Genomic DNA, 22,882 nt, shown 5'->3' with positions numbered 1-22,882 from the left:
TGGCCCCTATGTCTTCTGGCCCCTATGTCTTCTGGCCCCTATGTCTTCTGGCCCCTATGTCTTCTGGCTTTGCGCCTTGGTGGTGATGAACACGCCGGCGGTGATGATGACGGCACCGGCCCAGGTCAGCAGTTGATAGCGCTCGCCGAGGAAGAGCGTCCCGGCAAACAGCCCGACCGCCGCCGCAACATAACCGATCTGACTGAGATAGACCGGGCCGCCAACGGCTTGCAGCCGGAAGAAGAAGGCGAACATCGCCGAGGCTGATGCCACCTGTGCCGCAGCGACCAGCGGCACGCCGCTGAGCGAGCCGAATGCATTGCCGCCCAGCAGGACCAGAATGCCGGCAAGCAGCATCAAGGCTGCTGCCAGATGGCTGCCGACGGCAAGCTCGATCGGGCCGGTGCCTTCGGGCCAGTCGACGGTGCGGTAGATGTTACCGGCGGCGAGGCTGACCGGAATGAGCAGGCCCATCGCCACCCAGAAAAATTCGGCCGGCTGGCCCGCTTCGCCGCGCGTCACCGCCACCATGACTGCGCCGACGAAACCGACGACTATGCCGACGATGCCCAGCATGGTCGGGCGCCTGACGCCGAGCAGCATCGAGAACACCAGCGTGACGACCGGCGACAGCGTGAACATGATGCCGCTGTAGCCGGCACCCAGATGCGGAATGGCTGAAAACATCAGCAGATTGGGGATTGCGTAGGAGACGGCCGCGGTGACGAAGAAATAGCGCAGCCTGTGCGGCGTAAGCCGCATGCGCTTCCCGTTGAGCAGCAATGCGCACAAAAGCACGCCGCCGGCACCAAGCGAGATGACGAAGGCCCAGACCATGGCGGGCACGCCGGCCGCCGTCGCGATCTTGCCGAACGGCAGCGTCAGGCCGAGCAGTCCGCCGGTGACGACCAGAAGGCCAAGCGCCGAGTCCCAGAGAAATTTCATCGCACCGTCCCGTCGCCCGTTCGTGGCCCTTGGCCTACACCGCAAGCTGAGGTAAGATAATATAAAGATTCTTCACGTCAAGATACATAACGGTGAGAGACATGGATCGCGCGGCAAAAGCGATCGAGCAATGGAAAAAGGAACGGCCGGATCTCGATGTCTCGCCAATGGCCGTGCTCGGACGGTTGAGCGAGGCCGCCTCGCTGATCGCACGAGAGCGGCTGGCGCCGCTGTTTGCAAGTTACGGGCTGCAATCCGGAGAATTCGATGTGCTGGCGACGCTGCGTCGTTCCGGCCCGCCATACGCGCTGACACCGACGGCTCTCTACGAGGCGACAATGGTGACGTCGGGCGCGATGACCAACCGCCTCGATCGGCTCGAGAAATCCGGCCTGATCAAGCGCGGGCCGCATCCCGACGATCGCCGCGGCATTGTCGTGCAGCTGACCGGGAAGGGCCTCGCTCTGATCGACGAGGCGGTGGCCGCCCACGTCGCCAACGAGCACCAGATACTTTCTGGGTTAACACGCCCGGAGCAGACCATGCTGGCACGCCTGCTTGAAAAACTGATCGCGAGCCTGAGCTAACCGAACCGGCCAAGCGGCGGGCCGAGGGATGGAAAAGCTCAAATCTTGGCCGCCGAGCCTCGTTTGGGCCGGCGAACAGCTCTGATCTTGCCGCTGTTTCCGCCGCCACAGAAAAACTGGTCACCGCCATCGGATTCGAGCCCCGACACGCCTGTTCCCGGCGGCATATCGAGCTTCTCCAGGACCTTTCCCGTTTCAGGATCGATCCGCCGGACATCGCTCTCCTCACCCTCCCAGGTGCCATGCCACAGCTCGCCGTCGACCCAGCTGACCCCGGTAACGACGCGGTTGGAAACGATGGTGCGAAGGATTGCTCCTGTCTCGGGATCGACCTGATGAATCTTTCGGCCCCGGTGCTGCCCGACCCAGAGCGTTCCTTCGGCCCAGGCGAGCCCGGAATCACCGCCATTGCCAGGCGCCGGGATCGACGCCAGCACCTGGCCATTCTTCGGATCGATCTTCTGGATGCGATCCTCCGCGATCTGATAGAGGTACTGGCCGTCGAAAGCCGTTCCGGCGTGTGCCGCGACATCGATCGAGCGCACCACTTTGCCGCTCGCCGGATCGAAGGCGTTCAATCTGTCGCCTGAGGCAAACCAGACATGCTCGCCATCGAAGGTAACGCCGTCCACGTGGTCGACACCCGGAAAGGGTCCATATTCTCGAAGGATTTCGGCTGCGGATCGTTCCATGATTCCATCCTAGTAGCCCGGCAGTGGGCCGGGGAGTAACAAGATTGTCGGGAAACCCGTCAGCGGCGGGGTCATCCAGCGACGCGCCCGCCCGCGGCCGAACGACTGCACCTTACCGGCGAGGGCGAGCTGCTCGAGCGCCCGCTGCACGGTACGCGAACTTGCCCCAAGCGCAATCGCCAGCGCCGAACTCGACCAAGACTCGCCGTCGGCGAGGAAGGCGAGCACCGCGGCATGCTCTTCTTCGACGGGTGGCGCCAGCACGACGACCTCACCTGCGCGGCGCGGCGCCAGCGCAAAGCCCCGCTTCGTCGCACTCACATCGGCCAACGTCCGAAGCTCCGCGCGAAGCCGCCCGGCTTCGACCCGTAACCGTGCGCGATGTGATTCGTCCGCGTCCTTTCCGCGGAAAGCACGCGCAATAAGCGTCGATCTTGCCACGTCCCCCGGCCAGGCTTCGGCCAGCGCACGGGCCAGCGCGAACAGCACCGGTCGGGTCGCCAGCGAGACGACGGTGTCTGCGACTCGAACGACATTGCGACACGCATCCACCACGAGCGCCCCCGACGCCAGGAGGGCTTCGACTTCGTCGAGCAGGAGGGGCCGTTCCTCGCCACGCACGACAAGGCGTGCGGCCGGCGTGTCCAGCACCAGCGATGCGCTCTCCACCTCCGCCATCAGCGCGGGGATGCCGGACGCGCGCGCCGCCCGCGCCGCCAGGCCAAGTGCGGCGCGCGCAGGGCCGGTCCGCAAGCGGCGGATGGCGATGCCGGCGACAGCCAGCTCGTGGGCGGCCCGCGATGCCGGCGGCAGCGGCGAGGGATCGAAGCCGTCCAGCCTGCGCTCGGCTTCGTCGAGATGGCCGATCAGCAGCAAGCGCCGAACTTCGAGGTTGCGCGCATGCGCGGCGTTGACGCGGTCGCCATGCTTTTCAAGCGTCGCCCGCGCGGCGTCGAGTGCCTTGGCCGGCCAGGTAAGGTCGCGCGAGACGAGCGCGATCTCGGCCTCGGCGACTATACACCGCGCGCGGGCCACGGCCTCCCTCGGGCTGAATGCGTGCGCCGCCCTCTTGAGGAGAACCTTCGCCCTATTCAGGTCGCCAAGCTGCGCCATCGCGATGCCGCGCAACGCAAGTGCCGGCGCATCGTCGCGCAGCGCAACCCGTTTCAAGGCGCCGAGCGGATCGCCCGCCGCGAGCGCATGCGCCGCGGCCGTGATCAGCGAGTCCATCGGAATCCCGTCACACTTGTCACTCCCACGGCTTCGACATCCGGCGCTAAGTCCATCTCACCAACCAGTCGTATCGACAACGGCGACTGTAGCCAACCTGAGTTGCGGCGCGATTGTGCACTGAGTTCGAACGCAACGATAAGCACTAGGAGAGACGCAATGAAGATCGAAGGTTCAACCATCCTGGTGACTGGAGCCAATCGGGGCATCGGTCGGGCACTGGTCGAGGAAGCCCTGAGCAGAGGCGTAAAGCGTGTCTATGCCGCAACCCGCCAAACCATGGCCCACCCAGACCGGCGCGTGACGTCCCTGACCATGGATGTAACCAATGCCGCGCAGATCCGGGCGGCCGTCGAGAAGATCGATGCTCTCGATATCCTCATCAACAACGCCGGCGTATCGCCCTTCGATGACCTCAGCGACCGTCGTGTGCTCGAACAACAGCTCGCCGTAAACCTCTTCGGCTCGTATGACGTTACCCAGGCTCTGCTGCCGTTGCTGGCCCGGTCGCGGGGAGCCATCGTCAACATTCTGTCGCTGGCCTCGATTGCCGCCGTGCCGTTCAGTCCGGCCTACTCGGTCTCGAAGGCGGCCTCATTCTCCCTGTCACAGTCGCTGCGCACCCTCCTGGCCGGACGGGGTGTCAGCGTCCACAGGGTCCTTCCCGGCCCCGTGGACACGGACATGACCCGGGGCCTGGACATAGCGAAGGCCTCTCCGGAGTCTGTTGCGCGGGCAATCCTGGACGGCGTGGAGAACGGCGAGGAGGAAATCTTCCCCGATCCCATGTCGGAATCCCTGGCGGAGGGCTGGCGCAGCAGTGCGGTTAAGGCGCTTGAACGCCAGTTTGCAGCCTATGCGGAAGCAAGCCCGTCCAGTGAAGCAAGCCCGTCAAGCAGTGGGCATGAAGGAAAAAGCGAAACGATTACCCGAGAAGCCCATCCTTGCTGCTCGGCCTGAAACTGCGAACGCTGGTGAAGGGGCGGCAGCATCGCCGCTCCCGACGCAGCCGGTCGGCTGTCGCAGGTGACGGCGCCGACTTTCACGATCACGGCGCTGCCTGGCGAAGAGATGCCTCGCTATGTCTGGAGCAGGTTGACGGATCAGTTGCGGTCGTCGGGGAAGCTTGGAATAGGCAAGAACTCGACGCCGTCATCGGCGAGGCTCTTGGCCTCCTCCAGCGTCGCCTCGCCATAGATGCCGCGTGGATCACTCTCGCCAAAGTGGATCTTGCGCGCTTCCTCGGCAAATTTGTCGCCGACATAGTCGGCGTTCTCGCGCACCTTCTCCGCCATGGCCTTGAGCTGGCCAGCGCCTGCTTTTGCGCCTCGCCCATGGCCAGCGCGATCTTTTCCTGGTCGCGCCCGGTCGAGACGGCAGGCGCCATCAGCGCCTTCTCGACCTTGTGCGAGCCGCAGGCCGGGCAATCGACGAAACCGCGCCTCTTCTGTGTGTCGAAATCGTCGTTGCTGCGGAACCAGGCCTCGAATTCGTGCTCGTGCTCGCAGATCAGGGAAAAGCGGATCAAGAGGCGGCACCCCTGAGCGGCATTGCCTCCGCCGGACCGGCGTTTACGGCAAAATCGCGTGCGTTTTTGAGATTCGGTATCTTCTTGCGCGCGGCGACCGACTGCGCCGGGTCGATCTCAGCGACGATCACCGCCGGCTCGTCATGGGCAGCCTCGGCGACGATGCGGCCCCAGGGATCGACGATCAGCGAATGGCCATAGGTTTCGCGGCCGTCCTCGTGCACTCCGCCTTGCGCGGCGGCAACCACATAGGCGCCGTTCTCGATGGCGCGCGCCCTGAGCAGCACATGCCAATGCGCTTCGCCGGTCTGGCGGGTGAAGGCGGCGGGCACCGAAAGCAGATCGGCGCCGGCCAGCGCCTCGGCACGGAACAGCTGCGGAAAGCGCAGATCGTAGCAGACGGCAAAGCCGAGCTTCGCGCCGTTGATTTCGGTGACGACGGCCTCGGTGCCTGGCTCATAGGCGGCGGATTCGCGCCAGCTCTCGCCATTGTCGAGATCGACATCGAACATGTGGATCTTGTCGTAGGTGGCAATCGTGGCGCCGTCCGGCCCGAACAGAAGGGCGCGGTTGGCAAGCTTGCCGTCGGCGCGCAGAATGGCGGTCGAGCCGACATGCAGGAAGATTCCGAGCTCGCTGGCCAGCCTCCGCGACGTCGAGACGACGATGTCCTTGTCTTCGGAGGTGAACGAAGCGGCCCGCGCTTGGCTGTCGCGGATCAGAGCGCCGGTCATTTCCGGGGTCTGGACATAGGTCGCGCCAAGGCCTGCCGCCTCGCGCACCAGCCGTTCCAGATCGACCGCATTGCGCTCCGGGCTGGTTCCCGAACGCATCTGGATCGCCGCCGCCTTGAAAGCACCCCCCGACTTGATGGCACCCATGGTCATGTCCTTATCTGGTCGAGCCGTTAGCGAGCAATCTGTCCAGCCGTCCTTCAGCCTCCAATTCGTGGAGATCGTCGGAGCCGCCGACATGTGTGCCGCCGATGAATATCTGCGGAAAGGTGGAACGGCCATGGGCCCGGGAGATCATTTCCTGGCGCAGTTCCGGCGAGAAGGAGGCGTCGTGCTCGATATAGGCGACACCCTTCCTGTCGAGCAGCCGCTTGGCCGCGGTGCAATAGCCGCACATCATCCGCGTGTAGATCGTCACATCGACCATCGGTCAGCAACCCTGCCTCGTTCCGCTGTCATGTAGGCTATATAGGCGCCGATTCGTCGGCCCGAAAGTCCCCGGCAGCACGCGCGCGAAGGTCAGTACGTCGACTGAGCCGGCACCGCCCTTCTTCAATGCTCTGGCGACCGCGCGGACGGTCGCGCCGGTGGTGTAGACATCGTCGATCAACAGCACCCGGCGGCCGGCGATTTCGATCTCCGCCTCGTCAGGCACTTTGAATGCGGCGCGAACATTTTCCTCGCGTTCCCGCCGCTCCAGCCCGACCTGCTGGCGCGTGAGTTTGACGCGCTTGATGGCTGATGGCGCGAAAGGCCGCTCCCCGAGCTGCGCCACCGCCCGCGCCAGTTCCGCCGACTGGTTGAACTGCCGCCTGAAGAAACGCCGCCAGTGCAGCGGTACCGGCACGACCACATCGGCCTCGGCGATGAGTTCGGCACCGGCGCGAAGCATCCAGCGCGCCATCCACGGCGCCAGATCGGTGCGGTCCTGGTATTTCAGCCCTTGCACCATCTGGCGGGCAACGCCGGAATAGGCAACCGCCGCCCGCGCGCGTTCGAACGGCGGCGGGTCGGCTATCGCCTCCGCCGACAGGAAACCCTCACCCATACTGTGGGTGAACGGCGTGCCCATCACAGGGCACCATGGCCGTTCCAGCAGCCTGAGTTTCGGCCAGCAGGCGCCGCACAACACCCCGGGCTGCGAGACATGGCGGCGGCAGCCGGCGCAGACCGGCGGGAACAAGAGGCGCGCCGGCCAGCACAGTGCCTTTCGGGCAATGCTCTTGATCGCAATACGCTTGATCTCTGGCATCGGATCGGCCACGTGATTGGTCCTCCGCATCACTATATCAGAGAGCGAAGCACAAGGACCTGCCCATTGCAGCGTGTAATCGACACCTCGCTCTGGCTGGCGCGCAAGCGCCGGTCACTGGCCCGTCCCATCGCCGGCGCGGATTTCCTCATGCGGCGGGCGGCCGAGGATCTTGCCGACCGGCTCGGCGCCGTCGAACGCAGGTTCGGCAAGGCGGCCTTATTGTTTTGCCAGACGCCGGCAGCAGCAGAGGTGCTCGCCGAAAGCGGCAAGGTGACGGAAAACGTGCGCGTCGAGGCCGACGCCGCTTTCCTGGGCGGCCAGCCAGGAGTGGTAGCGCCGTTGGAAACCGTGCCATTCGAACCGGAAAGCCTCGACCTCGCAGTCTCGCTGCTGTCGCTGCAGGCGATGAACGACATTCCCGGCATGCTGGTGCAGATCCGCCGGGCGCTGAAGCCGGACGGGCTTTTCCTCGGCGCCTTCGCTGGCACAGGCACGCTTTCCGAGCTGCGCGAAAGCCTGCTTGCCGCCGAGACCGAGCTCTATGGCGGCGCCAGCCCGCGTGTCATCCCGTTCACCGACGTCCGCGACGCCGGCGCGCTGCTGCAGCGCGCCGGCCTGGCGCTACCGGTTGCCGACGTCGAGACGACCACGGTGCGCTACGATTCCCTCTTTGGCCTCGTCGCGGACCTGCGCGCCATGGGCGAGACCAGCGCGCTTGTCGACCGCAGCAGGCGGCCGGGCACGCGAGCGCTGTTCGCGCGCGCCGCCGAAATCTATGCCGACCGGTTTTCGGATGCCGATGGCCGCGTCAGGGCGAGTTTCTCGGTGGTCTGGATGTCAGGCTGGGCGCCCGATGCCTCTCAGCAAAAACCGCTGAAGCCGGGCTCCGCAAAAATATCGCTGAAGACGATCCTGGAAAATCCCGGCGGCCCCTGACCGGATCCTTGCGCAAAAGCTAAGCGTATCCCGCGCAAAACTAAGCGGGTCACTGCGCAAAAGCATTGGCAAGCTTGCTGCTGTTGTCGCTGAACAGCCACTGAATCGCACCGGCAGCCCGGCCGACGCCAGCGACAATGGCAAGCGACAGCACGGCAACGATCAAACCATATTCGATAGCCGTCGCACCCCTCTCGTCTTCTAAAAATCGTTGCAGCAAGACTTTCATGGGCGCCCATCCCTCTTGCCCGAACCTAGCGCCGACCCGTTAAGAAAGGTTAACGCGACAGGCTTAACGGGCAGTGAAACAGCTGCATTGTAGAGATCTGTTGAGGACGTCAGCAGTCGCCGCTGCTTCTGCCATCGGCCCGTATAACGCAGACCGAACTGGGCAGCGGCTGCAGCACGCTCTTGCGTAGCGTATAGCTATCGCGCTGGCCGATCGAGCCGGTGCTCATCGTATCAAGGCCGTCGCGGGCAAACTGCGACCGGGTCCGGCTGTCGAGGTAGGGCGTCGCGATCAACGCCAGCGCCACCGCGGCCGAGCCGAACAAAAGGGCGATGCGCAGTATTCCCATGCCGGCATTGGCGGCGCCAGGAAGGCGGTCGGGCCAAGGCGAGGCCCAGTCCTTGTCGAAGCTCATGCAAATCGCTCCCCAGCGGTGGAATCGGCGTAACCGCCTTGCGTCAATTTTTCACGGCCAGATAAATCTTTCATTAACGCTGCGGATATCGCGTTGCGGAGCTGCCCGGTTTACGGGAGGTCGGCCGTTACAGCAGATCGATGAGGAACTGGATCAGCGGGGCATCGGCCGGCGGCATTGGAAAATCGCGCATCTGGCGCGGCCGCACCCATTTCAGCACCTGGCCTTCCCTCGGCTGGGCAATGCCGCGGAAGCGACGGCAGACGAACAGCGGCATCAGCAGGTGAAAATCATCGTAGGAATGGCTGGCAAAGGTGAGTGGCGCCAGGCAAGGGATGTCGGTCTCGATGCCGACCTCCTCGTACAATTCGCGGATCAGGCATTGTTCCGGCGTCTCACCGGGCTCGACCTTGCCGCCCGGAAACTCCCACAGGCCGGCGAGTTGCTTGCCTTCGGGCCGCTGCGCCAAAAGCACGCGCCCGTCGGCATCGACCAGCGCGCAGGCCGCGACCAGGAGCAGGCGCTTGCCGGCCGTGTTTGAGCCGCTCATGCGCCTTGTGGCCGGCGATAGTGATAGCGATAGACTTCGTCGAATCCGAGCGAACGGTAAAGCGCCAGCGCCGGCGCGTTGTCCGCCTCGACCTGCAGCCAGGCTTCCCGCGCCCCGCGCAGCCGCGCCCATTTCAGCGCCGACCGGATGAGATGGCGGCCATGGCCCTGGTTGCGCACCGATTTGTCGGTGGCGATCTCGAACAGGCCGGCAAGGTCGCCGTCATGCACGCAGATCAACGTTGCCAGCGGCTCGCTGCCGGCCTCCAGCGCAAACAGCCCCGCCTCCGGCTGGATGGCGCCGATGATCTCCGACAGGCCCGGCCGCAGCGACACATGCGAACCGCTCACCTTGAGCGCCGCGCCGATGAAACGGCTGATGTCCTTCAGCGGAATCTGGTCCATGCCATCTTCGAGCGCGGCGTCCGCCAACGGCAGCCGCATGACCAGCGATTCGGCGAATGTGCTCCAGCCCTCGCTGTCGAGGTACTTTGAAAGATCCGGCCCTGACAACGGCGAGATGCGAAAGGTCAGCGGCCTGCCATAGGCGTCGAAGCGGCGGCTGGCGCGGCCGATGCGCTCGGCAATGTGCTGGATGTCGCCCGGATCGAGCGGATTGACCGAATTCAGCCGCTTGGCCGGGTGGCCGGCCGTCAGCCGCACCACCCAGGTACCATCATAATGGACGGCGGCCGCCGGCCAGGCACGAAAGCCGGCCGCCTCGTAGCGGCGCACGATCGCCAACACGCTTGCCGGATGTCTGGAAGCCAACGCCATCAGCTCCGATAGTCGCCATTGATGGCGACATATTCCTTGGTGAGGTCACAGGTCCACACCGTCGCCTTGCCGCGGCCGATGCCGATATCGGCGCGGATGCGGATCTCGTCGCGCTTCATATACGCCGAAGTCGCCGCTTCGGAATAGGCGGCGTCGCGCTCGCCCTGATACGCCAGGCGGTTGTCGCCGAACCAGATCGACAGAAGGTCGCGGTCGGCCGGTTCGCCGGCCTTGCCGACGGCCATGACGACGCGGCCCCAATTGGCGTCCTCGCCGGCGACTGCCGTCTTGACCAGCGGCGAATTGGCGATCGACAGCGCGATGCGCTTGGCCGAGCGGGCCGATTTGGCCCCGGTGACGGTGACCTCGACCTGCTTGCGGGCGCCCTCGCCGTCGCGCACCACCTGCAGCGCCAGCGATTTCAATACCTTACCGAGGGCACGGCGGAAGGCGCCGAGGCGCGCATCCCTGGGGTCGGAAATTCCCGGCGCGCCGCGCCTGGCGGCAGCACCCGTGGCGAACATCAACAGCGTGTCGCTGGTCGAGGTGTCGCTGTCGACGGTAACCGCGTTGAAGGTCTTGGCCGTGCCGCGAGACAAGAGATCCTGCAGCACGGGTGCTGCGATCGGCGCATCGGTGGCGATGAAGGAAAGCATCGTCGCCATGTCGGGCGCGATCATGCCGGCGCCCTTGGCGATACCGTTGATGCTGACATCGGTGTCGCCGAGTTTGACCGTCGCGGTCGCCAGTTTGGGATAGGTGTCGGTGGTCATGATCGCCTTGGCGGCTTCGGTCCACAATTCCGGCTTGCCGTCCTTGATCAGCCCGGCCAGCAGATGGCTGAACTTGCCGGTGTCGAGCGGTTCGCCGATGACGCCGGTCGAGGCCAGGAACACCTCGCCCGCTGTGCAGCCGGCCGCCTTCGCCGCCACCTCGCCCGTGAGTGCGGTCGAGGCGCGGCCCTTCTGGCCGGTAAAGGCATTGGCATTGCCGGAATTGACGACCAGCACGCGTGCCTTGCCAGCGGTGAGGTTCTGCCGGCAGAAGTCGACCGGCGCCGACGGGCACTTTGATTTGGTGAAGACGCCGGCGACGGTGGTGCCGGCGTCGAACACCATGGCCAGCAGGTCGGTGCGGTTCTTGTATTTTATGCCGGCCTCGGCGGTGGCGATGCGCACGCCCTCGATGGCCGGCATCTTGGGATATTTCTTCGGCGCGAGCGGCGAAACCTGTGTGGACATGGAAGACCCCGGGCGGGAAAAATCGCGAAAGGAACGCCGGTTTGCCCGATAGCACGCGCTGGCGCAAGGCGTTTTCACAGCCGTTACGGGTGCCGGACGCCTGACACCGCCTCATGCCGCAAGCAAGGCTGTTGCAAATTTGTTGGCGTCGCTGCGGCCGATAGCGCTATGATCCTGCCCCATGGGCAGGCTTGTGGTGTTGGCACTGGCGTTTCTGGGCTTTCTGCTGCTGCGTGCCGATGCGCAGACGGCGCGGCGCGTAGCGCTTGTGGTAGGCAACGGCAGCTACGCCGAAGCCGGCACGCTGGCCAATCCCGTCAACGATGCGCTCGACATCGCCGACAAGCTGCGCGCCATCGGTTTCGAGGTGATCGAAGGCAACGATCTCGGCAAGCGCGAACTCGAACGCAAGATCGGCGAATTCTCCGATGCGCTGCAAGGTGCCGGTGCCGGGCTGTTCTACTACGCCGGCCACGGCCTGCAGGTCGACGGGCGCAACTTCATCGTGCCGGTCGATGCGAGGCTGGACATGCCGGTCAAGCTCCAGCTCGAGGCGGTGCCGATCGACGAGGTTCTCGACATCATGGAGCAGCAGACCAAGGTCAGCCTGGTCTTCCTCGATGCCTGCCGCAACAACCCGTTTGCCCGAAGCCTCAGCCGCAGCGCCACGACGCGCTCGGCGACGGCTCTCGCCGGCCTTGCCCAGTTCGAGTCGACGCGCGGCTCGTTCATCGCCTTCTCGACTGCGCCCGGCGCCGTCGCAATGGACGGGACGGGGCGCAACTCGCCCTTTGCCGCGGCACTTTTGCGGCACATGGCCGAGCCCGGACAGAGCATCAACGACATGATGATCGCGGTGCGCCGCGACGTCGTTTCCGCAACGCGCGAGGCGCAGCGTCCCTGGGAGCAGGGGTCGCTGCTCGAGCGTTTCGAATTCGTTCCGGGCGGAGACACCGCCCAGCAACCGAAACCGGCCGTCAGCCCGGCTCCCGCGTCCGAGGTGGCTGCGCTCGAACGCTCCGTCGGCGACAAGGGCGCCATCGAGCAGTTTCTGCGCGAGGACTATCTGGCGCCTGATGCCAGGAGAATGCGCGAAACCGTCAAGCGGCTTTACGGGGCGTCGGCCACCATCTACGGCACGCGTTACGACAGCGAGGCCATCGTCAAGGTCAAGACCGACTGGTTCGCGCAATGGGCGTCGTGGTCGTTCGGTCTCGAGCCCGGCAGCCTTGAGGTGACGCCGCACGGCAAGGACCGCGCCGACGTGGTTTTCGCCATGCGCTACGATTATGTGCCGAAAGGCAAATCGGCGCAGCGCCTGACCGGCAAGGCGCGGGTGACGCTGGAACTCGTGCTGGCCGGTGGCGTGTGGCGCGTTGCGTCGGAAACGTCGCAAGCGCTGGAATGAACATCACCGGACCGTTGGGTTGATGAACCCGCGAAACGCCCGCTGCACGCCCGGAATCAGTCCCCAGATCATGATCGAGACCATCAGCGGCGCGATGACCAGCGTACGCTGCCAGATTTGCCATTCCTGCGTCAGCGGAAAAACCACGTACAAAATGGCAGTGATCAGCGGATAGACGCCGAGCAGCACCAGCAGGGCGAAGCGCAGGCGCGAAAAGCGGGTGGCGGCGGTCGAAGTCATTGTTGTTCTCCTTATCGTTACGGAACGTTCCGTTACATATAAAACGGATCGTTTCGTTTCGTCAAGAGTTGTATATTATGGCCGCTGAAATCGCGGGTAAGGACAAAGAAATGGGCGAAACCACCGATCCCGGGCGCAAGTCGGCTGGCGCACGGCGCAGCCCCGAAAGCGCTGATGCCATTCTCGATGCCGCCGAGGCGGTGCTGGTCGAGGCCGGCTATTCCGGCTTCTCGATCGAAGCGGTGGCGCGCCGCGCACGCGCCGGAAAACCGACGATCTATCGCTGGTGGCCAAGCAAGGCCGCCCTGCTGCTCGACGTTTACCAGCGGCAAAAGCGCGTCGACAATCCCGATACCGGGAACCTTGAGCAGGATCTCGTCGGCTTCCTGAAGAGCTTGTTCGCGCACTGGTGCGACACATCGTCGGGCAGCGTATTCAGATCGCTGATTGCCGAGGCGCAGTCGGACGAAAAAGCGGCCGCCGCCCTCGCCGAATACGCGAGAGGGCGTCGTGTCCACACCGGCCAGATGGTCGAACGCGCCAAGGCAAGGGGAGAGGTGGCGGCCGATGTCGATGCCACGGTCGTCGCCGACCTGATCGCCTCGTTTGCCTGGGCGCACCTTCTGACAGACCGCCTGGACGAGGACGAAGCGATCTTACGCAGGGCGGTCGGCTATATCTTGAAAGGCATTGTCGCTGGCGACGCCGGCGACGCCACGGCGGTCCGGCGGCGGCGTCGACGCATCATCGCTCGGTAGAAGCGACAGAGGAAGCACCCGGTCGTCGTGGAGACAATCAGACGTTCAATTGTTGGCGTCGGCGCCGCCCCTCATCGCCCTGCCGGGCACTTCTCCCCGTATAGTGACGGGGAGAAGGAATGCCTTCGCAAAGGATGTCGCCAATCTCCTGCGTTGCAGAAGGGGTGCTAAGGCTGTGGCCAGCCCCTTCTCCCCGTCACTATACGGGGAGAAGGTGCCGGCAGGCGGATGAGGGGCAGCGCTGACATCAATAATTGATGTGATCGCCCTCGCCTACTTCGCGCTTTCCAGCGCGTCGACCGTCTTCTTCAGGTTCGCATCGGGGATGTCGACCTTGGCGTTGGCGCGCAGCGACTTGACCAGCGCGAAATACTTGTCGCGGATAACCGCCTGGCGCGCCTGGTCCTTGACCTGGTCGAACGCCGGCGGCTGCTTGGTGCGCTTGTCCTCGACCTTGATGACGTGCCAGCCGAACTGCGACTGCACCGGCTGCTCGGTGTATTTGCCGACCGCCAGCGCAAACACCGCCTTGTCGAACTCCGGCACCATCTGGCCAGGCCCAAACCAGCCGAGATCGCCGCCGCTGGTCTTGCCGCTCGGATCGCTGGTGTGCTCGTTGGCGAGTTTCTGGAAGTCGGCGCCGCCGTCGAGCTGCTTGATGATAGCGTCGGCCTCTTCCTTCGTCTTCACGAGGATGTGACGGGCGTGCACCTCGTTGCTGGGCGGCGTGTTGGCGATTTCCTGATCGTAGCGGGCGCGGACCTCGGCATCGGTAACCTTGTCGACGACGCCCTTCTCGACCATTTCGCCATGCAGCGCGCGCTGCTGCAGGAAGGCCATGCGGCGTTGAAAGTCGGGATCCTTGTCGAGGCCGGTGGTCACTGCCTGAGCCGCCATGACGCGGATTTCGATCGCCGCCGACAGTGCCGCGGCGCGGCGCTGCTCGGGCGGAAGCTGCGCGAACTGCTGCGACAGCTCCCCCTCGGCAAGCCCAAGGTCTGCCTCGGTCAGCGTCTGGCCGTTGATGGTGGCGACCACGGCGTTCGGATCGACCGGCTTGGCCGCCGGGGCGGGTGCTGCCGGCTGGGCAGGGGCGGCTTCCTGCGCCATCAGCGGCGACAGCGAGAGGGCCGAGAGCCCGAATGCCAGACCAAGGCTGGCGAGCGACGCGCGGCGGAACAACAAGGACATTACGATTATCTCCAAAGCGGGGTAGCTAGAGCGGAATGGCTTCCAGACCAGCAGGATTGTGGCGGAATTTGGCGCGGTCGACAGGGCGAGCGCGGCGTTGACATCGAATGAGCCCCCTCTTATCTGTCCAACGACTTTGCGTCCAGAACCGTTTTCCGGGCGCTTTTTGCGTTTGTCCGCGTTCACGTGGATTTGATGGGGCCAGCCGGCGCCTGTCGCAATGACTTGGAATGCTATCGAAAGGGCCATTGGATGGTCAGTCTCGGCGGTCTCGCCCGTAAGGTTTTCGGCTCCTCCAACGATCGTCGGGTCAAATCGACCCGGCCGCGCGTCGAGGCGATCAATGCCATGGAAAACGAGATGCGGGCGCTCTCCGACGCCGAGCTTCAGGCCCGCACCGACAAATTCCGCCAGGACATCGCCAACGGCGCCAGCCTCGACGACCTCCTGGTGCCGGCCTTCGCTACTGTGCGTGAGGCCGCCCGCCGCGTGCTCGGCATGCGCCCATTCGACGTGCAGCTGATCGGTGGCATGGTGCTGCACAATGGCGGCATCGCCGAGATGCGCACCGGTGAAGGCAAGACCTTAGTGGCGACGCTGCCGGTCTACCTCAACGCCCTCGCCGGCAATGGCGTCCATGTCGTCACCGTCAACGATTACCTGGCCACGCGCGACTCCGAATGGATGGGCCGCGTCTACAAATTCCTCGGCCTTAAGGTCGGCGTCATCGTCCATGGCCTGTCCGACGAGGAGCGCCGCGTCGCCTACGCCGCCGACGTCACCTACGCCACAAACAACGAGCTCGGCTTCGACTATCTGCGCGACAACATGAAATACGAGCGCGCCCAGATGGTGCAGCGCGGTCACAGCTACGCCATCGTCGACGAAGTCGATTCCATCCTGGTCGACGAAGCGCGCACGCCGCTGATCATTTCCGGTCCGCTCGAGGACCGTTCGGAAATGTACAACACCATCGACACCTTCATCATCCAGCTGCAGCCTCAGGACTACGAGATCGACGAGAAGCAGAAGACCTCGATCTTCACCGAGGAAGGCACCGAGAAGCTGGAGAACATGCTGCGCGATGCCGGCCTGCTCAAGGGCGAGTCGCTCTACGACGTCGAGAACGTCGCCATCGTCCACCACGTCAACAACGCGCTGAAGGCGCACCGGCTGTTCCAGAGGGACAAGGACTACATCGTTCGCAACGGCGAGATCGTCATCATCGACGAGTTCACCGGCCGCATGATGCCCGGCCGCCGCTATTCGGAGGGCCTGCACCAGGCGCTCGAAGCCAAGGAGCATGTGGCGATCCAGCCCGAGAACCAGACGCTCGCCTCGGTCACCTTCCAGAACTATTTCCGCCTCTACAAGAAGCTCGCCGGCATGACCGGCACGGCGCTGACCGAGGCCGAGGAATTCGCCAACATCTACAATCTCGACGTCACCGAGATCCCGACCAACCTGCCGGTCATCCGCATTGACGAAGACGATGAGGTCTACCGGACGGTCGAGGAGAAATACAAGGCGATCGTCAAGGAGATCAAGGAAGCCCGCGCCAAGGGTCAGCCGACGCTGGTCGGCACGACTTCCATCGAGAAATCCGAGCAGCTGGCCGAACGCCTGCGCAAGGAAGGTTTCAAGGATTTCGAGGTGCTGAACGCCCGCCATCATGAGCGCGAAGCGGCGATCGTCGCCCAGGCCGGCAAACCCGGCGCCATCACCATTGCCACCAACATGGCCGGCCGCGGCACCGACATCCAGCTCGGCGGCAATGCCGACATGCGCATCGCCGAGGAGCTTGGCGACATGCCGGCCGGCCCCGAGCGCGAGGCCAGGGAAAAGGAAATCCGCGACGACATCGCCCGGCTGAAGGAAAAGGCGCTCGCCGCCGGCGGCCTCTACGTGCTGGCCACCGAGCGCCATGAATCGCGCCGCATCGACAATCAGTTGCGCGGCCGCTCGGGCCGCCAGGGCGATCCGGGCCGCTCGAAATTCTTCCTGTCGCTGCAGGACGATCTGATGCGCATCTTCGGTTCCGAGCGCATGGACGGCATGCTGCAGAAGCTCGGTCTCAAGGAAGACGAGGCGATCATCCATCCCTGGATCAACAAGGCGCTGGAAAAGGCGCAGAAGAAGGTCGAGGCGCGCAACTTCGACATCCGCAAGAACCTGTTGAAGTATGACGACGTCTCGAACGACCAGCGCAAGGTGGTGTTCGAACAGCGCATCGAGCTGATGGACGGCGAAGGCCTGTCGGAGACCATCACAGAGATGCGCGAAGGCGTAATCGAGGAGATCGTCGCCAAGAACATTCCCGAAAACGCCTATGCCGAGCAGTGGAACGTCGCCGGGCTCAAGGCCGAGATCGCCGAATTCCTCAATCTCGATCTGCCGGTCGAGGACTGGGTCAAGGAAGAAGGCATCGCCGAGGACGACATCCGCGAGCGCGTCAGTCAGGCCGCCGACGCCGCGGCCAAGGAGCGCGCCGAGCGCTTCGGCCCTGACGTGATGAGCTACGTCGAGCGCTCCGTGGTGCTGCAGACGCTCGACCATCTGTGGCGCGAGCACATCGTCAACCTCGACCATCTGCGCTCGGTCGTCGGCTTCCGCGGCTACGCCCAGCGCGATCCGCTGCAGGAGTACAAAGGCGAAGCGTTCGAGCTATTCCAGGCGATGCTGGGCAATCTGCGCCAGGCCGTCACCGCGCAATTGATGCGCGTCGAGCTGGTTCGCCAGGCGGCCGACGCGCCGCCGCCCGAAGCCCCCGACATGTTCGGCAGCCACATCGACGGCAGCACCGGCGAGGACGACTTCGATGGCGGCGAGACGGCCGTTCTGGTCCGCCAGGAGACCAATGCCATCGTCGGCCCCGAAGACCGCGACCCGAAGAACCCAGCCACCTGGGGCAAGGTCGGCCGCAACGAGGCCTGCCCGTGCGGGTCGGGGAAAAAGTACAAGCATTGTCATGGGGCGTTTGCGTAAGGCCCCTTACCTTCTCCCCGTCACTATACGGGGAGAAGGTGGCCCGAAGGGCCGGATGAGGGGCAGCGCTGGCGTTCGCGATTAGCCAATCTCCCCACCTGTGGGGGAGATGGCCGGCAGGCCACAGGGGGCGCTGTCTCGCCGATACCAAAATACGCATTTCGAATTTTCTGTATCTCGACCGTCGGTGGTGTTTCAGTTTGAAATCTAATAGCCGGCTGACGCACGCGCTGATGTCCGCGCTTCATGAAGATCGGAACCTGCTAAAGTGGGTAAAGACACTACTTCGATTCAATAACCCCGTTCGAGGTCGATCTTGTTGGACAGAGGCTCTCCTCTTGCGACTTGACCGCAGAGATCGGCGGCCTGGTCGATTCCAGAATCCACCCAGAAGCTCGCGACATGAGGTGTGACGGTCACCTTGGGATGAGTCCACAACGGCGATGAAGCCTCCAGCGGTTCACGCTCAAACACGTCAAGACAAGCACCAGAAAGCTGACCTTCGTCGAGAGCGCGGATCAGGTCGGCTTCGTTGACATGCGCGCCCCTGCCGACATTCACAAGGTAGGCACCTCGCTTCATTTTTCCAAAGGCACTCGAGTTCAGTATCCCACGAATGTCACCAGTCAGGGGAAGTGAACCGATAACGTAGTCCCGATTTGTGAGTGCGTCCGCAAGCTGGGCACGGCCAAAGTAACTGTGTATACCAGGAAGCGTCTTTTGATGACGAGACCAGACTGCTGTGTCGTAGCCAAAGTCCGCAAACAGCTTTGCGGCCCAGCCACCGATCCGGCCCGCACCCAGCACAACAATTCTTGTCTCGGAGATCTTCCGCGGCGCGATCGGATTCCACAACTTGCGGGCTTGTAGACTCATGTAATCCGCGACATGCCGTTGCTGGCAGAGAACGCGAAGGACGATGTACTGCACCACTTCCGAAGCCTGCTCACGGGTTGCGAGCCTGATGAGCGGAACACTCTTGGGAAAGCTCTGAAGATCAATACCCTCGACACCGGCTCCCAAATAGACGACGGCGCTTAGCCCCGTCATGGCATCAAAAAAGCCAGGACTGGCGCCCTTGTCGATCAGCACAATATCTATGTCACTTTTGTTCCCGGCGTCTGGCCAAAGCCTGAACTCCAGCTGCGGCACACGGGTTTTCAGCTCAGCAGCCCATACTTGTGCATCAATGTAGTCAGGATACTCATTGACCATCAGAACGGTAATGGGCTCGCCTAGCACTTCGCCCCTCCCAGATTCAGGTAATCAGGCATCCACCCGATTACCAGTCTGTTGAGACTGAGGTTTGCGCAAACTGGCACCAGTTGCAAGACACCAGTTGCAAGACCAGACCCGGCAAAAATGGCGTTGGTGATCCGCCAAAGCCATGATGTCTGCCCGCTGCTGGCCGAGGAAATCGATTTCGCTTTCTTCAAGGCATAGTTCTCCCCTGGTTTTGCTGGAACGCATGACAACCGGGCCGGTCACGCCGGTGATGGATGGGCGATGGCCGGAGTTCCGCGATCAGCCGCAGGATGTCGGTGAAGAGTTGCCTCGGGATAGCGACCTCCGCATCTGGAAGGCGACATAACGCCCATGGCTGATAACCTCGGCACCGATCTTGATGAGCTTCTTTGTGAGCTGGTAAATGGTGCCAGAACATCCTTCCTGCTGTCGGCACTGTGGACGTTGCCGGGACGCAGGGCACGGCGTTGGAGGTCACCTAGCTGGTTGAATTCCACGCATCCCTCTTCTGGGATAGAGATTCTTGCAAAAGCCTATTTCGGCAGATGCTGCGATCAGGTTTTCACTGGCGGCTATGTTTGGCGATCTCAGCCCGACGCTCTGGCCTCATAATCTCGGCCCGCTTCTTGCCGCCTTTCGCGCCCAGCGCTTTCGCGGCAGGTCTTTGCCGTCGTCAATCACGTCGTCGGCTTCCTCGCCAGTGGCAATGCGCATGACGCGAACGGCATTGCCGATAATGTCGGCGGGGCGCTTCTGGCCTTTAGGTCCGGTTGGCATTCCTAGTTCTCCGCATGGCTAAAGACGACAGCGCCGTTGTCCTTACGAACTTCAACGGACACGATTCCATCGTCACCCTTTCGGGTTTGGAACATGGAGGTTGCATGATCTTTCGCGGTCTTCTCCTCGTCGAAGATCACCTTGTCGACGATGCCCTGCCTTCCATACCAGATGACAGTGTAGACCATTGTTGCTGCCATGCGTTCCGCTAAGCATATAGGCGTTTTCGCATATGGGGCAAACGAGATAGGCGTTTCCGCGTATTTCAAACTGAGACACTACCGAGCAGGGTGAAGGGTTGCGCGAATGATGAATAGGAAGCAGCGCACCCGCCCCTCATCCGCCTGCCGGCACCTTCTCCCCCTATAGAGACGGGGCGAAGGGAACACCCACCCAACCGTTTCTTAATGTGTTTTCGTTAGACGCATAGCCAGAAAAGAGGCGGAAAACGGAGTGTGATCGGGGTGCGCTTTTCCGCGGCGACGACAGCCGGGCGGTACCTGCCGCAGCGCCTTGCGCTGCGCATAAGGCCGCTGCTTGGCCTGATCGATGCCGTGCTGTTCACCGCCGGCGCGCGCGGCGAAGCCGGCCGCATGTCGCTGATCGCCTTTTCGGTCCGCATCGTCAGCGCCGTCATCGCCTTCGTCAGCCAGGTCCTGATGGCGCGTTGGATGGGCTCGTTCGAATACGGCATTTTCGTGCTTGTCTGGGTGACCATGGTCATCGTCGGCAATCTCGCCTGCCTCGGCTTCCACACCTCGATCATCCGCTTCATTCCCGAATATCGCGAGCGCGGCATGATGGCCGAATTGCGCGGCATCGTGCGGGCCAGCCGGCTGTTCGTGCTGGTTGCCTCGACAGTGATCGCCGGCCTCGGCGCGCTCGGCGTGTGGCTGCTGTCGCCCTTTATCGAGAACTATTATGTCGTGCCGTTCATCCTCGGCATCATCTGCCTGCCGATGATCGCCATGTCCGACCTGCTGCAAGGGCTGGCGCGGGCCAATTCCTGGGCGCTGTTTGCGCTGTCGCCGACCTTTCTGGTGCGGCCGCTGCTGATCCTGGCGTTCATGGCGCTGATGCTGCTGGCGGGCTACGCGCCCGACGCCAAAACGGCGATCTTCGCCGCCATCGCCGCCACCTATGCCACCACGCTCGGCCAGCTCATCGGCGTCACCTCGCGGATGGACAGACGGATCCCGGCCGGGCCGATGAAGCTGCATTTCGGCCAGTGGTTCATCGTCTCGCTGCCGATCTTCCTGGTCGAGAGCTTCTTCTTCCTGCTCACCAATGCCGACGTGCTGATGGTCGGCGCCTATCTCGATCCCAACGACGTCGCCGTCTATTTCGCCACCGTCAAGACGCTGGCGCTGGTGCATTTCGTCTATTTCGCCGTCAAGGCCGGCGTTGCTCAGCGCTATGCCCAGTTCACCCATGGCGAACCGCAAAAGCTCGCTGCCTTCGCCCGCGAAACCGTATCGTGGACCTTCTGGCCGTCGCTGGCGATGGCGCTGCTGGTGCTGGCGCTGGGCGAACCGATGCTGACCCTGTTCGGCCCGGAATTTTCCGCCGGCTATCCGCTGCTGTTCCTGCTGGTGTTCGGCGTCGTCGCGCGGGCCGCCGTCGGCCCTTGCGAAAGCCTGCTCACCATGAGCGGCAACCAGAATATCTGCGCCGCTGTCTATGCCATGACGCTGGCCTTCAACATCGCGCTCAGCGTCGTGCTGATCCCGCTGTTCGGCCTGTGGGGCGCAGCGATGGCCACCGTCTTCGCCATGATCTTCGAGGCCGGCGCGCTGTCCTTTACGGTCTGGCGCAAGCTCGGCATCGCCATGGCCATTTTCGTGCCCGCCAAAGGAGCCGCCTGATGGCTGCCGTCCCCTTGCTCGAGGAAACCAGCGGCGGCCCGGCCGGCGCCATGGTGTCCGGCCTTGCCGGGCTTGCCCGCGAAGCCGATCCCGCCCATGTCGAGATCCTTGCCAACAACCGGCCCGAGCGCAAGCTGGCGATCTATCCGGCCTCCGCCGGCTTCGACCTGGTCGAGGAGCTCGACTATCTCTGCACCCGCACGATCGAGCCCAACGTCTTCTTCAATCCGCGCTTCCTGGCGCCGGCCATGCCGCGGCTCGAGGACCGCGAAGTGCGGCTGGCGGTCATCCGCGACGGCGACCAGTATCGCAACCGGCTGCGCCTGCTGGTGCCGTTCTCGGTCGAGCGGCCGATGGTGCCGCTCGGGGTTCCCGTCATGCGCACCTGGTCGAGCCCGTTCGGCCCGATCGGCACACCGCTGGTCGACCGCGACGATCCGATCGGAGTGATTGAAGATTTCTTTTCGATGCTGTCGAGGCCGCATCTCAAACTGCCGAAGGTCTTCGTGCTGCCCGACATAAGGCTGGACGGCCCGCTGGCGAGCCTGCTCGCCAGCGTCGCCGAGACACGCGGCCTGACGCTGGTCACCACCGGCAAGGCCGACCGCCCGGTGCTCGAAAGCGAGCTCGATGGCGAAGAATATCTGAAAGCTTCGCTGCGCGCGCACCATTATCGCGAGTTCCGCCGCCTGAAGCGCCGCCTCGCCGACCTCGGCCGGCTGGAGCATGTCGTGGCGCGCGGGCCGGACGAGATCCGCCACGCCATCGAAAATTTCCTGACGCTGGAGGCTGCCGGCTGGAAAGGCCGCGAGCGCACCGCCATGGCCATCGACCGCTACCGCGCCGCCTTCGCCCGCGAGGCGGTGCACCGGCTGGCCGAGCAGGATCTCTGCCGCATCCATTCGCTGACGCTCGACGGCCGCACCATCGCCTGCCTGGTCGTCTTCGTCGAGGCCGGCGTCGCCTACACCTGGAAGACCGCCTATGACGAGACGCTCGCCGCCTATTCGCCGGGCACGCTGCTGATGATCGAGGTGACCAGGCAGCATCTCGACGATCCCAACATCATGATGACCGATTCCTGCGCGGTGCCCGACCATCCGGTGATGAGCCGGCTGTGGAGCGAACGCAAGCCGATGGGCACGCTGGTGATCGGGCTGACGCCGGACGCCGACCGCCCCGCCCGCCAGGCGGCCTCGCAGCTTCACCTCTACCGCGAGACCCGCAACATGGCGCGCCTGCTGCGCAACCGGATGAGGAGCCTGCTGCGGCGGCGCTAGAGCATCGGGTCCAAA

The 22,882-nt window shown here is 64.0% G+C and carries 24 protein-coding genes and 2 pseudogenes; 8 read left to right on the top strand and 18 right to left on the bottom strand.

What is annotated here, in order from left to right; genetic code table 11:
• Positions 1-54 precede the first annotated feature (54 nt).
• Entirely contained in the window at positions 55-945 is an 891-nt protein-coding gene (locus RQ479_RS27660; protein WP_376703117.1) for a DMT family transporter, read from the bottom strand.
• A 101-nt stretch (positions 946-1,046) separates the two neighbouring features.
• Here RQ479_RS27660 and RQ479_RS27655 point away from each other — a divergent pair, with 101 nt between their 5' ends.
• Positions 1,047-1,532: a MarR family winged helix-turn-helix transcriptional regulator gene (locus RQ479_RS27655; RefSeq protein WP_376703116.1), complete on the top strand. Its 486-nt coding sequence runs from the start codon at positions 1,047-1,049 to the stop codon at positions 1,530-1,532.
• Between the two features lie 38 nt (positions 1,533-1,570).
• On the opposite strand, the gene RQ479_RS27650 is transcribed toward RQ479_RS27655, so the two are convergent.
• Positions 1,571-2,224 (bottom strand): glutamine cyclotransferase, encoded by a 654-nt coding sequence (locus RQ479_RS27650; protein ID WP_376703115.1) that lies wholly within the window; start codon positions 2,222-2,224, stop codon positions 1,571-1,573.
• 9 nt (positions 2,225-2,233) lie between these two features.
• Positions 2,234-3,454 (bottom strand): helix-turn-helix domain-containing protein, encoded by a 1,221-nt coding sequence (locus RQ479_RS27645; protein ID WP_376703114.1) that lies wholly within the window; start codon positions 3,452-3,454, stop codon positions 2,234-2,236.
• Positions 3,455-3,613: 159 nt separating this feature from the next.
• Here RQ479_RS27645 and RQ479_RS27640 point away from each other — a divergent pair, with 159 nt between their 5' ends.
• Positions 3,614-4,414: an SDR family NAD(P)-dependent oxidoreductase gene (locus RQ479_RS27640; protein ID WP_376703113.1), complete on the top strand. Its 801-nt coding sequence runs from the start codon at positions 3,614-3,616 to the stop codon at positions 4,412-4,414.
• Between the two features lie 143 nt (positions 4,415-4,557).
• Here the strand turns inward: RQ479_RS27640 and RQ479_RS27635 are convergent.
• The 4 genes and pseudogenes from RQ479_RS27635 to RQ479_RS27620 form a co-directional block, all read right to left on the bottom strand.
• A pseudogene (locus RQ479_RS27635) lies at positions 4,558-4,982 on the bottom strand (DUF1178 family protein).
• Positions 4,979-5,863, bottom strand: coding sequence for a carbon-nitrogen hydrolase family protein (locus RQ479_RS27630; protein ID WP_376703112.1), 885 nt, complete (start codon positions 5,861-5,863; stop codon positions 4,979-4,981). The pseudogene RQ479_RS27635 and the gene RQ479_RS27630 overlap by 4 nt, the downstream one beginning before the upstream one ends.
• 10 nt (positions 5,864-5,873) lie before the next feature.
• Complete coding sequence (gene grxC / locus RQ479_RS27625) at positions 5,874-6,143, bottom strand: glutaredoxin 3 (protein WP_352467602.1); 270 nt, start codon at positions 6,141-6,143, stop codon at positions 5,874-5,876.
• A gap of 3 nt (positions 6,144-6,146) precedes the next feature.
• The gene (locus tag RQ479_RS27620; protein ID WP_376703111.1) at positions 6,147-6,998 is read right to left on the bottom strand and encodes a ComF family protein; all 852 of its coding nucleotides are present in this window, start codon (positions 6,996-6,998) and stop codon (positions 6,147-6,149) included.
• Positions 6,999-7,034: 36 nt separating this feature from the next.
• Here RQ479_RS27620 and RQ479_RS27615 point away from each other — a divergent pair, with 36 nt between their 5' ends.
• Positions 7,035-7,907 (top strand): methyltransferase domain-containing protein, encoded by an 873-nt coding sequence (locus RQ479_RS27615; RefSeq protein WP_376703110.1) that lies wholly within the window; start codon positions 7,035-7,037, stop codon positions 7,905-7,907.
• A gap of 49 nt (positions 7,908-7,956) precedes the next feature.
• On the opposite strand, the gene RQ479_RS27610 is transcribed toward RQ479_RS27615, so the two are convergent.
• From RQ479_RS27610 to argJ, 5 genes are all read right to left on the bottom strand, one after another.
• Positions 7,957-8,136 (bottom strand): Flp family type IVb pilin, encoded by a 180-nt coding sequence (locus RQ479_RS27610; protein WP_352467599.1) that lies wholly within the window; start codon positions 8,134-8,136, stop codon positions 7,957-7,959.
• Positions 8,137-8,245: 109 nt separating this feature from the next.
• Positions 8,246-8,551 carry a hypothetical protein gene (locus tag RQ479_RS27605; protein WP_376703109.1) on the bottom strand — a complete coding sequence of 102 codons (306 nt, stop codon included), beginning with the start codon at positions 8,549-8,551 and terminating at the stop codon, positions 8,246-8,248.
• 127 nt (positions 8,552-8,678) lie between these two features.
• Entirely contained in the window at positions 8,679-9,101 is a 423-nt protein-coding gene (locus RQ479_RS27600; RefSeq protein WP_376703108.1) for a (deoxy)nucleoside triphosphate pyrophosphohydrolase, read from the bottom strand.
• Positions 9,098-9,877, bottom strand: a complete 780-nt coding sequence (locus RQ479_RS27595) for a GNAT family N-acetyltransferase (RefSeq protein WP_376703107.1) — start codon at positions 9,875-9,877, stop codon at positions 9,098-9,100. Before RQ479_RS27595 ends, RQ479_RS27600 begins: the two co-directional genes overlap by 4 nt.
• On the bottom strand, positions 9,877-11,118 hold the full coding sequence (argJ, locus tag RQ479_RS27590; RefSeq protein WP_376703106.1) for a bifunctional glutamate N-acetyltransferase/amino-acid acetyltransferase ArgJ: 1,242 nt from the start codon (positions 11,116-11,118) through the stop codon (positions 9,877-9,879). The genes RQ479_RS27595 and argJ overlap by 1 nt, the downstream gene beginning before the upstream one ends.
• A 181-nt stretch (positions 11,119-11,299) precedes the next feature.
• Between argJ and RQ479_RS27585 the strand changes: the two genes are divergently transcribed.
• Entirely contained in the window at positions 11,300-12,526 is a 1,227-nt protein-coding gene (locus RQ479_RS27585; protein WP_376703105.1) for a caspase domain-containing protein, read from the top strand.
• 3 nt (positions 12,527-12,529) lie between these two features.
• Here RQ479_RS27585 and RQ479_RS27580 read toward each other — a convergent pair whose 3' ends face one another.
• The gene (locus RQ479_RS27580) at positions 12,530-12,766 is read right to left on the bottom strand and encodes a hypothetical protein (protein ID WP_292659569.1); all 237 of its coding nucleotides are present in this window, start codon (positions 12,764-12,766) and stop codon (positions 12,530-12,532) included.
• Positions 12,767-12,876: 110 nt separating this feature from the next.
• On the opposite strand from RQ479_RS27580, the gene RQ479_RS27575 reads away from it, so the two are divergent.
• The gene (locus RQ479_RS27575) at positions 12,877-13,524 is read left to right on the top strand and encodes a TetR/AcrR family transcriptional regulator (RefSeq protein WP_376703104.1); all 648 of its coding nucleotides are present in this window, start codon (positions 12,877-12,879) and stop codon (positions 13,522-13,524) included.
• Positions 13,525-13,797: 273 nt separating this feature from the next.
• Here the strand turns inward: RQ479_RS27575 and RQ479_RS27570 are convergent, their stop codons facing one another.
• Positions 13,798-14,715 (bottom strand): peptidylprolyl isomerase, encoded by a 918-nt coding sequence (locus RQ479_RS27570; RefSeq protein WP_292659570.1) that lies wholly within the window; start codon positions 14,713-14,715, stop codon positions 13,798-13,800.
• A 252-nt stretch (positions 14,716-14,967) separates the two neighbouring features.
• On the opposite strand from RQ479_RS27570, the gene secA reads away from it, so the two are divergent.
• Positions 14,968-17,700 carry a preprotein translocase subunit SecA gene (secA, locus tag RQ479_RS27565; RefSeq protein ID WP_376703103.1) on the top strand — a complete coding sequence of 911 codons (2,733 nt, stop codon included), beginning with the start codon at positions 14,968-14,970 and terminating at the stop codon, positions 17,698-17,700.
• A gap of 291 nt (positions 17,701-17,991) precedes the next feature.
• On the opposite strand, the gene RQ479_RS27560 is transcribed toward secA, so the two are convergent.
• The 4 genes and pseudogenes from RQ479_RS27560 to RQ479_RS27545 form a co-directional block, all read right to left on the bottom strand.
• Complete coding sequence (locus RQ479_RS27560; protein ID WP_376703102.1) at positions 17,992-18,942, bottom strand: NAD(P)-dependent oxidoreductase; 951 nt, start codon at positions 18,940-18,942, stop codon at positions 17,992-17,994.
• Between the two features lie 190 nt (positions 18,943-19,132).
• Positions 19,133-19,341 (bottom strand): annotated as a pseudogene (locus tag RQ479_RS27555) (hypothetical protein); the annotation flags it as partial.
• A 210-nt stretch (positions 19,342-19,551) separates the two neighbouring features.
• Positions 19,552-19,722, bottom strand: coding sequence for a hypothetical protein (locus RQ479_RS27550; RefSeq protein ID WP_352467586.1), 171 nt, complete (start codon positions 19,720-19,722; stop codon positions 19,552-19,554).
• A 2-nt stretch (positions 19,723-19,724) separates the two neighbouring features.
• A complete protein-coding gene (locus RQ479_RS27545) occupies positions 19,725-19,910 on the bottom strand; it encodes a hypothetical protein (protein ID WP_352456662.1) in 186 nt (61 codons plus the stop codon).
• A 276-nt stretch (positions 19,911-20,186) separates the two neighbouring features.
• On the opposite strand from RQ479_RS27545, the gene RQ479_RS27540 reads away from it, so the two are divergent.
• Together RQ479_RS27540 and RQ479_RS27535 are read left to right on the top strand one after the other, a co-directional pair.
• A complete protein-coding gene (locus RQ479_RS27540; protein WP_376706028.1) occupies positions 20,187-21,587 on the top strand; it encodes a lipopolysaccharide biosynthesis protein in 1,401 nt (466 codons plus the stop codon).
• Complete coding sequence (locus RQ479_RS27535; RefSeq protein ID WP_376703101.1) at positions 21,587-22,867, top strand: GNAT family N-acetyltransferase; 1,281 nt, start codon at positions 21,587-21,589, stop codon at positions 22,865-22,867. Before RQ479_RS27540 ends, RQ479_RS27535 begins: the two co-directional genes overlap by 1 nt.
• Positions 22,868-22,882: the final 15 nt, after the last annotated feature.

The organism is Mesorhizobium sp. ISC25 (assembly GCF_042295465.1).
Lineage (GTDB): Bacteria > Pseudomonadota > Alphaproteobacteria > Rhizobiales > Rhizobiaceae > Mesorhizobium.
This window is presented reverse-complemented; position numbering and strand designations above follow the sequence as displayed.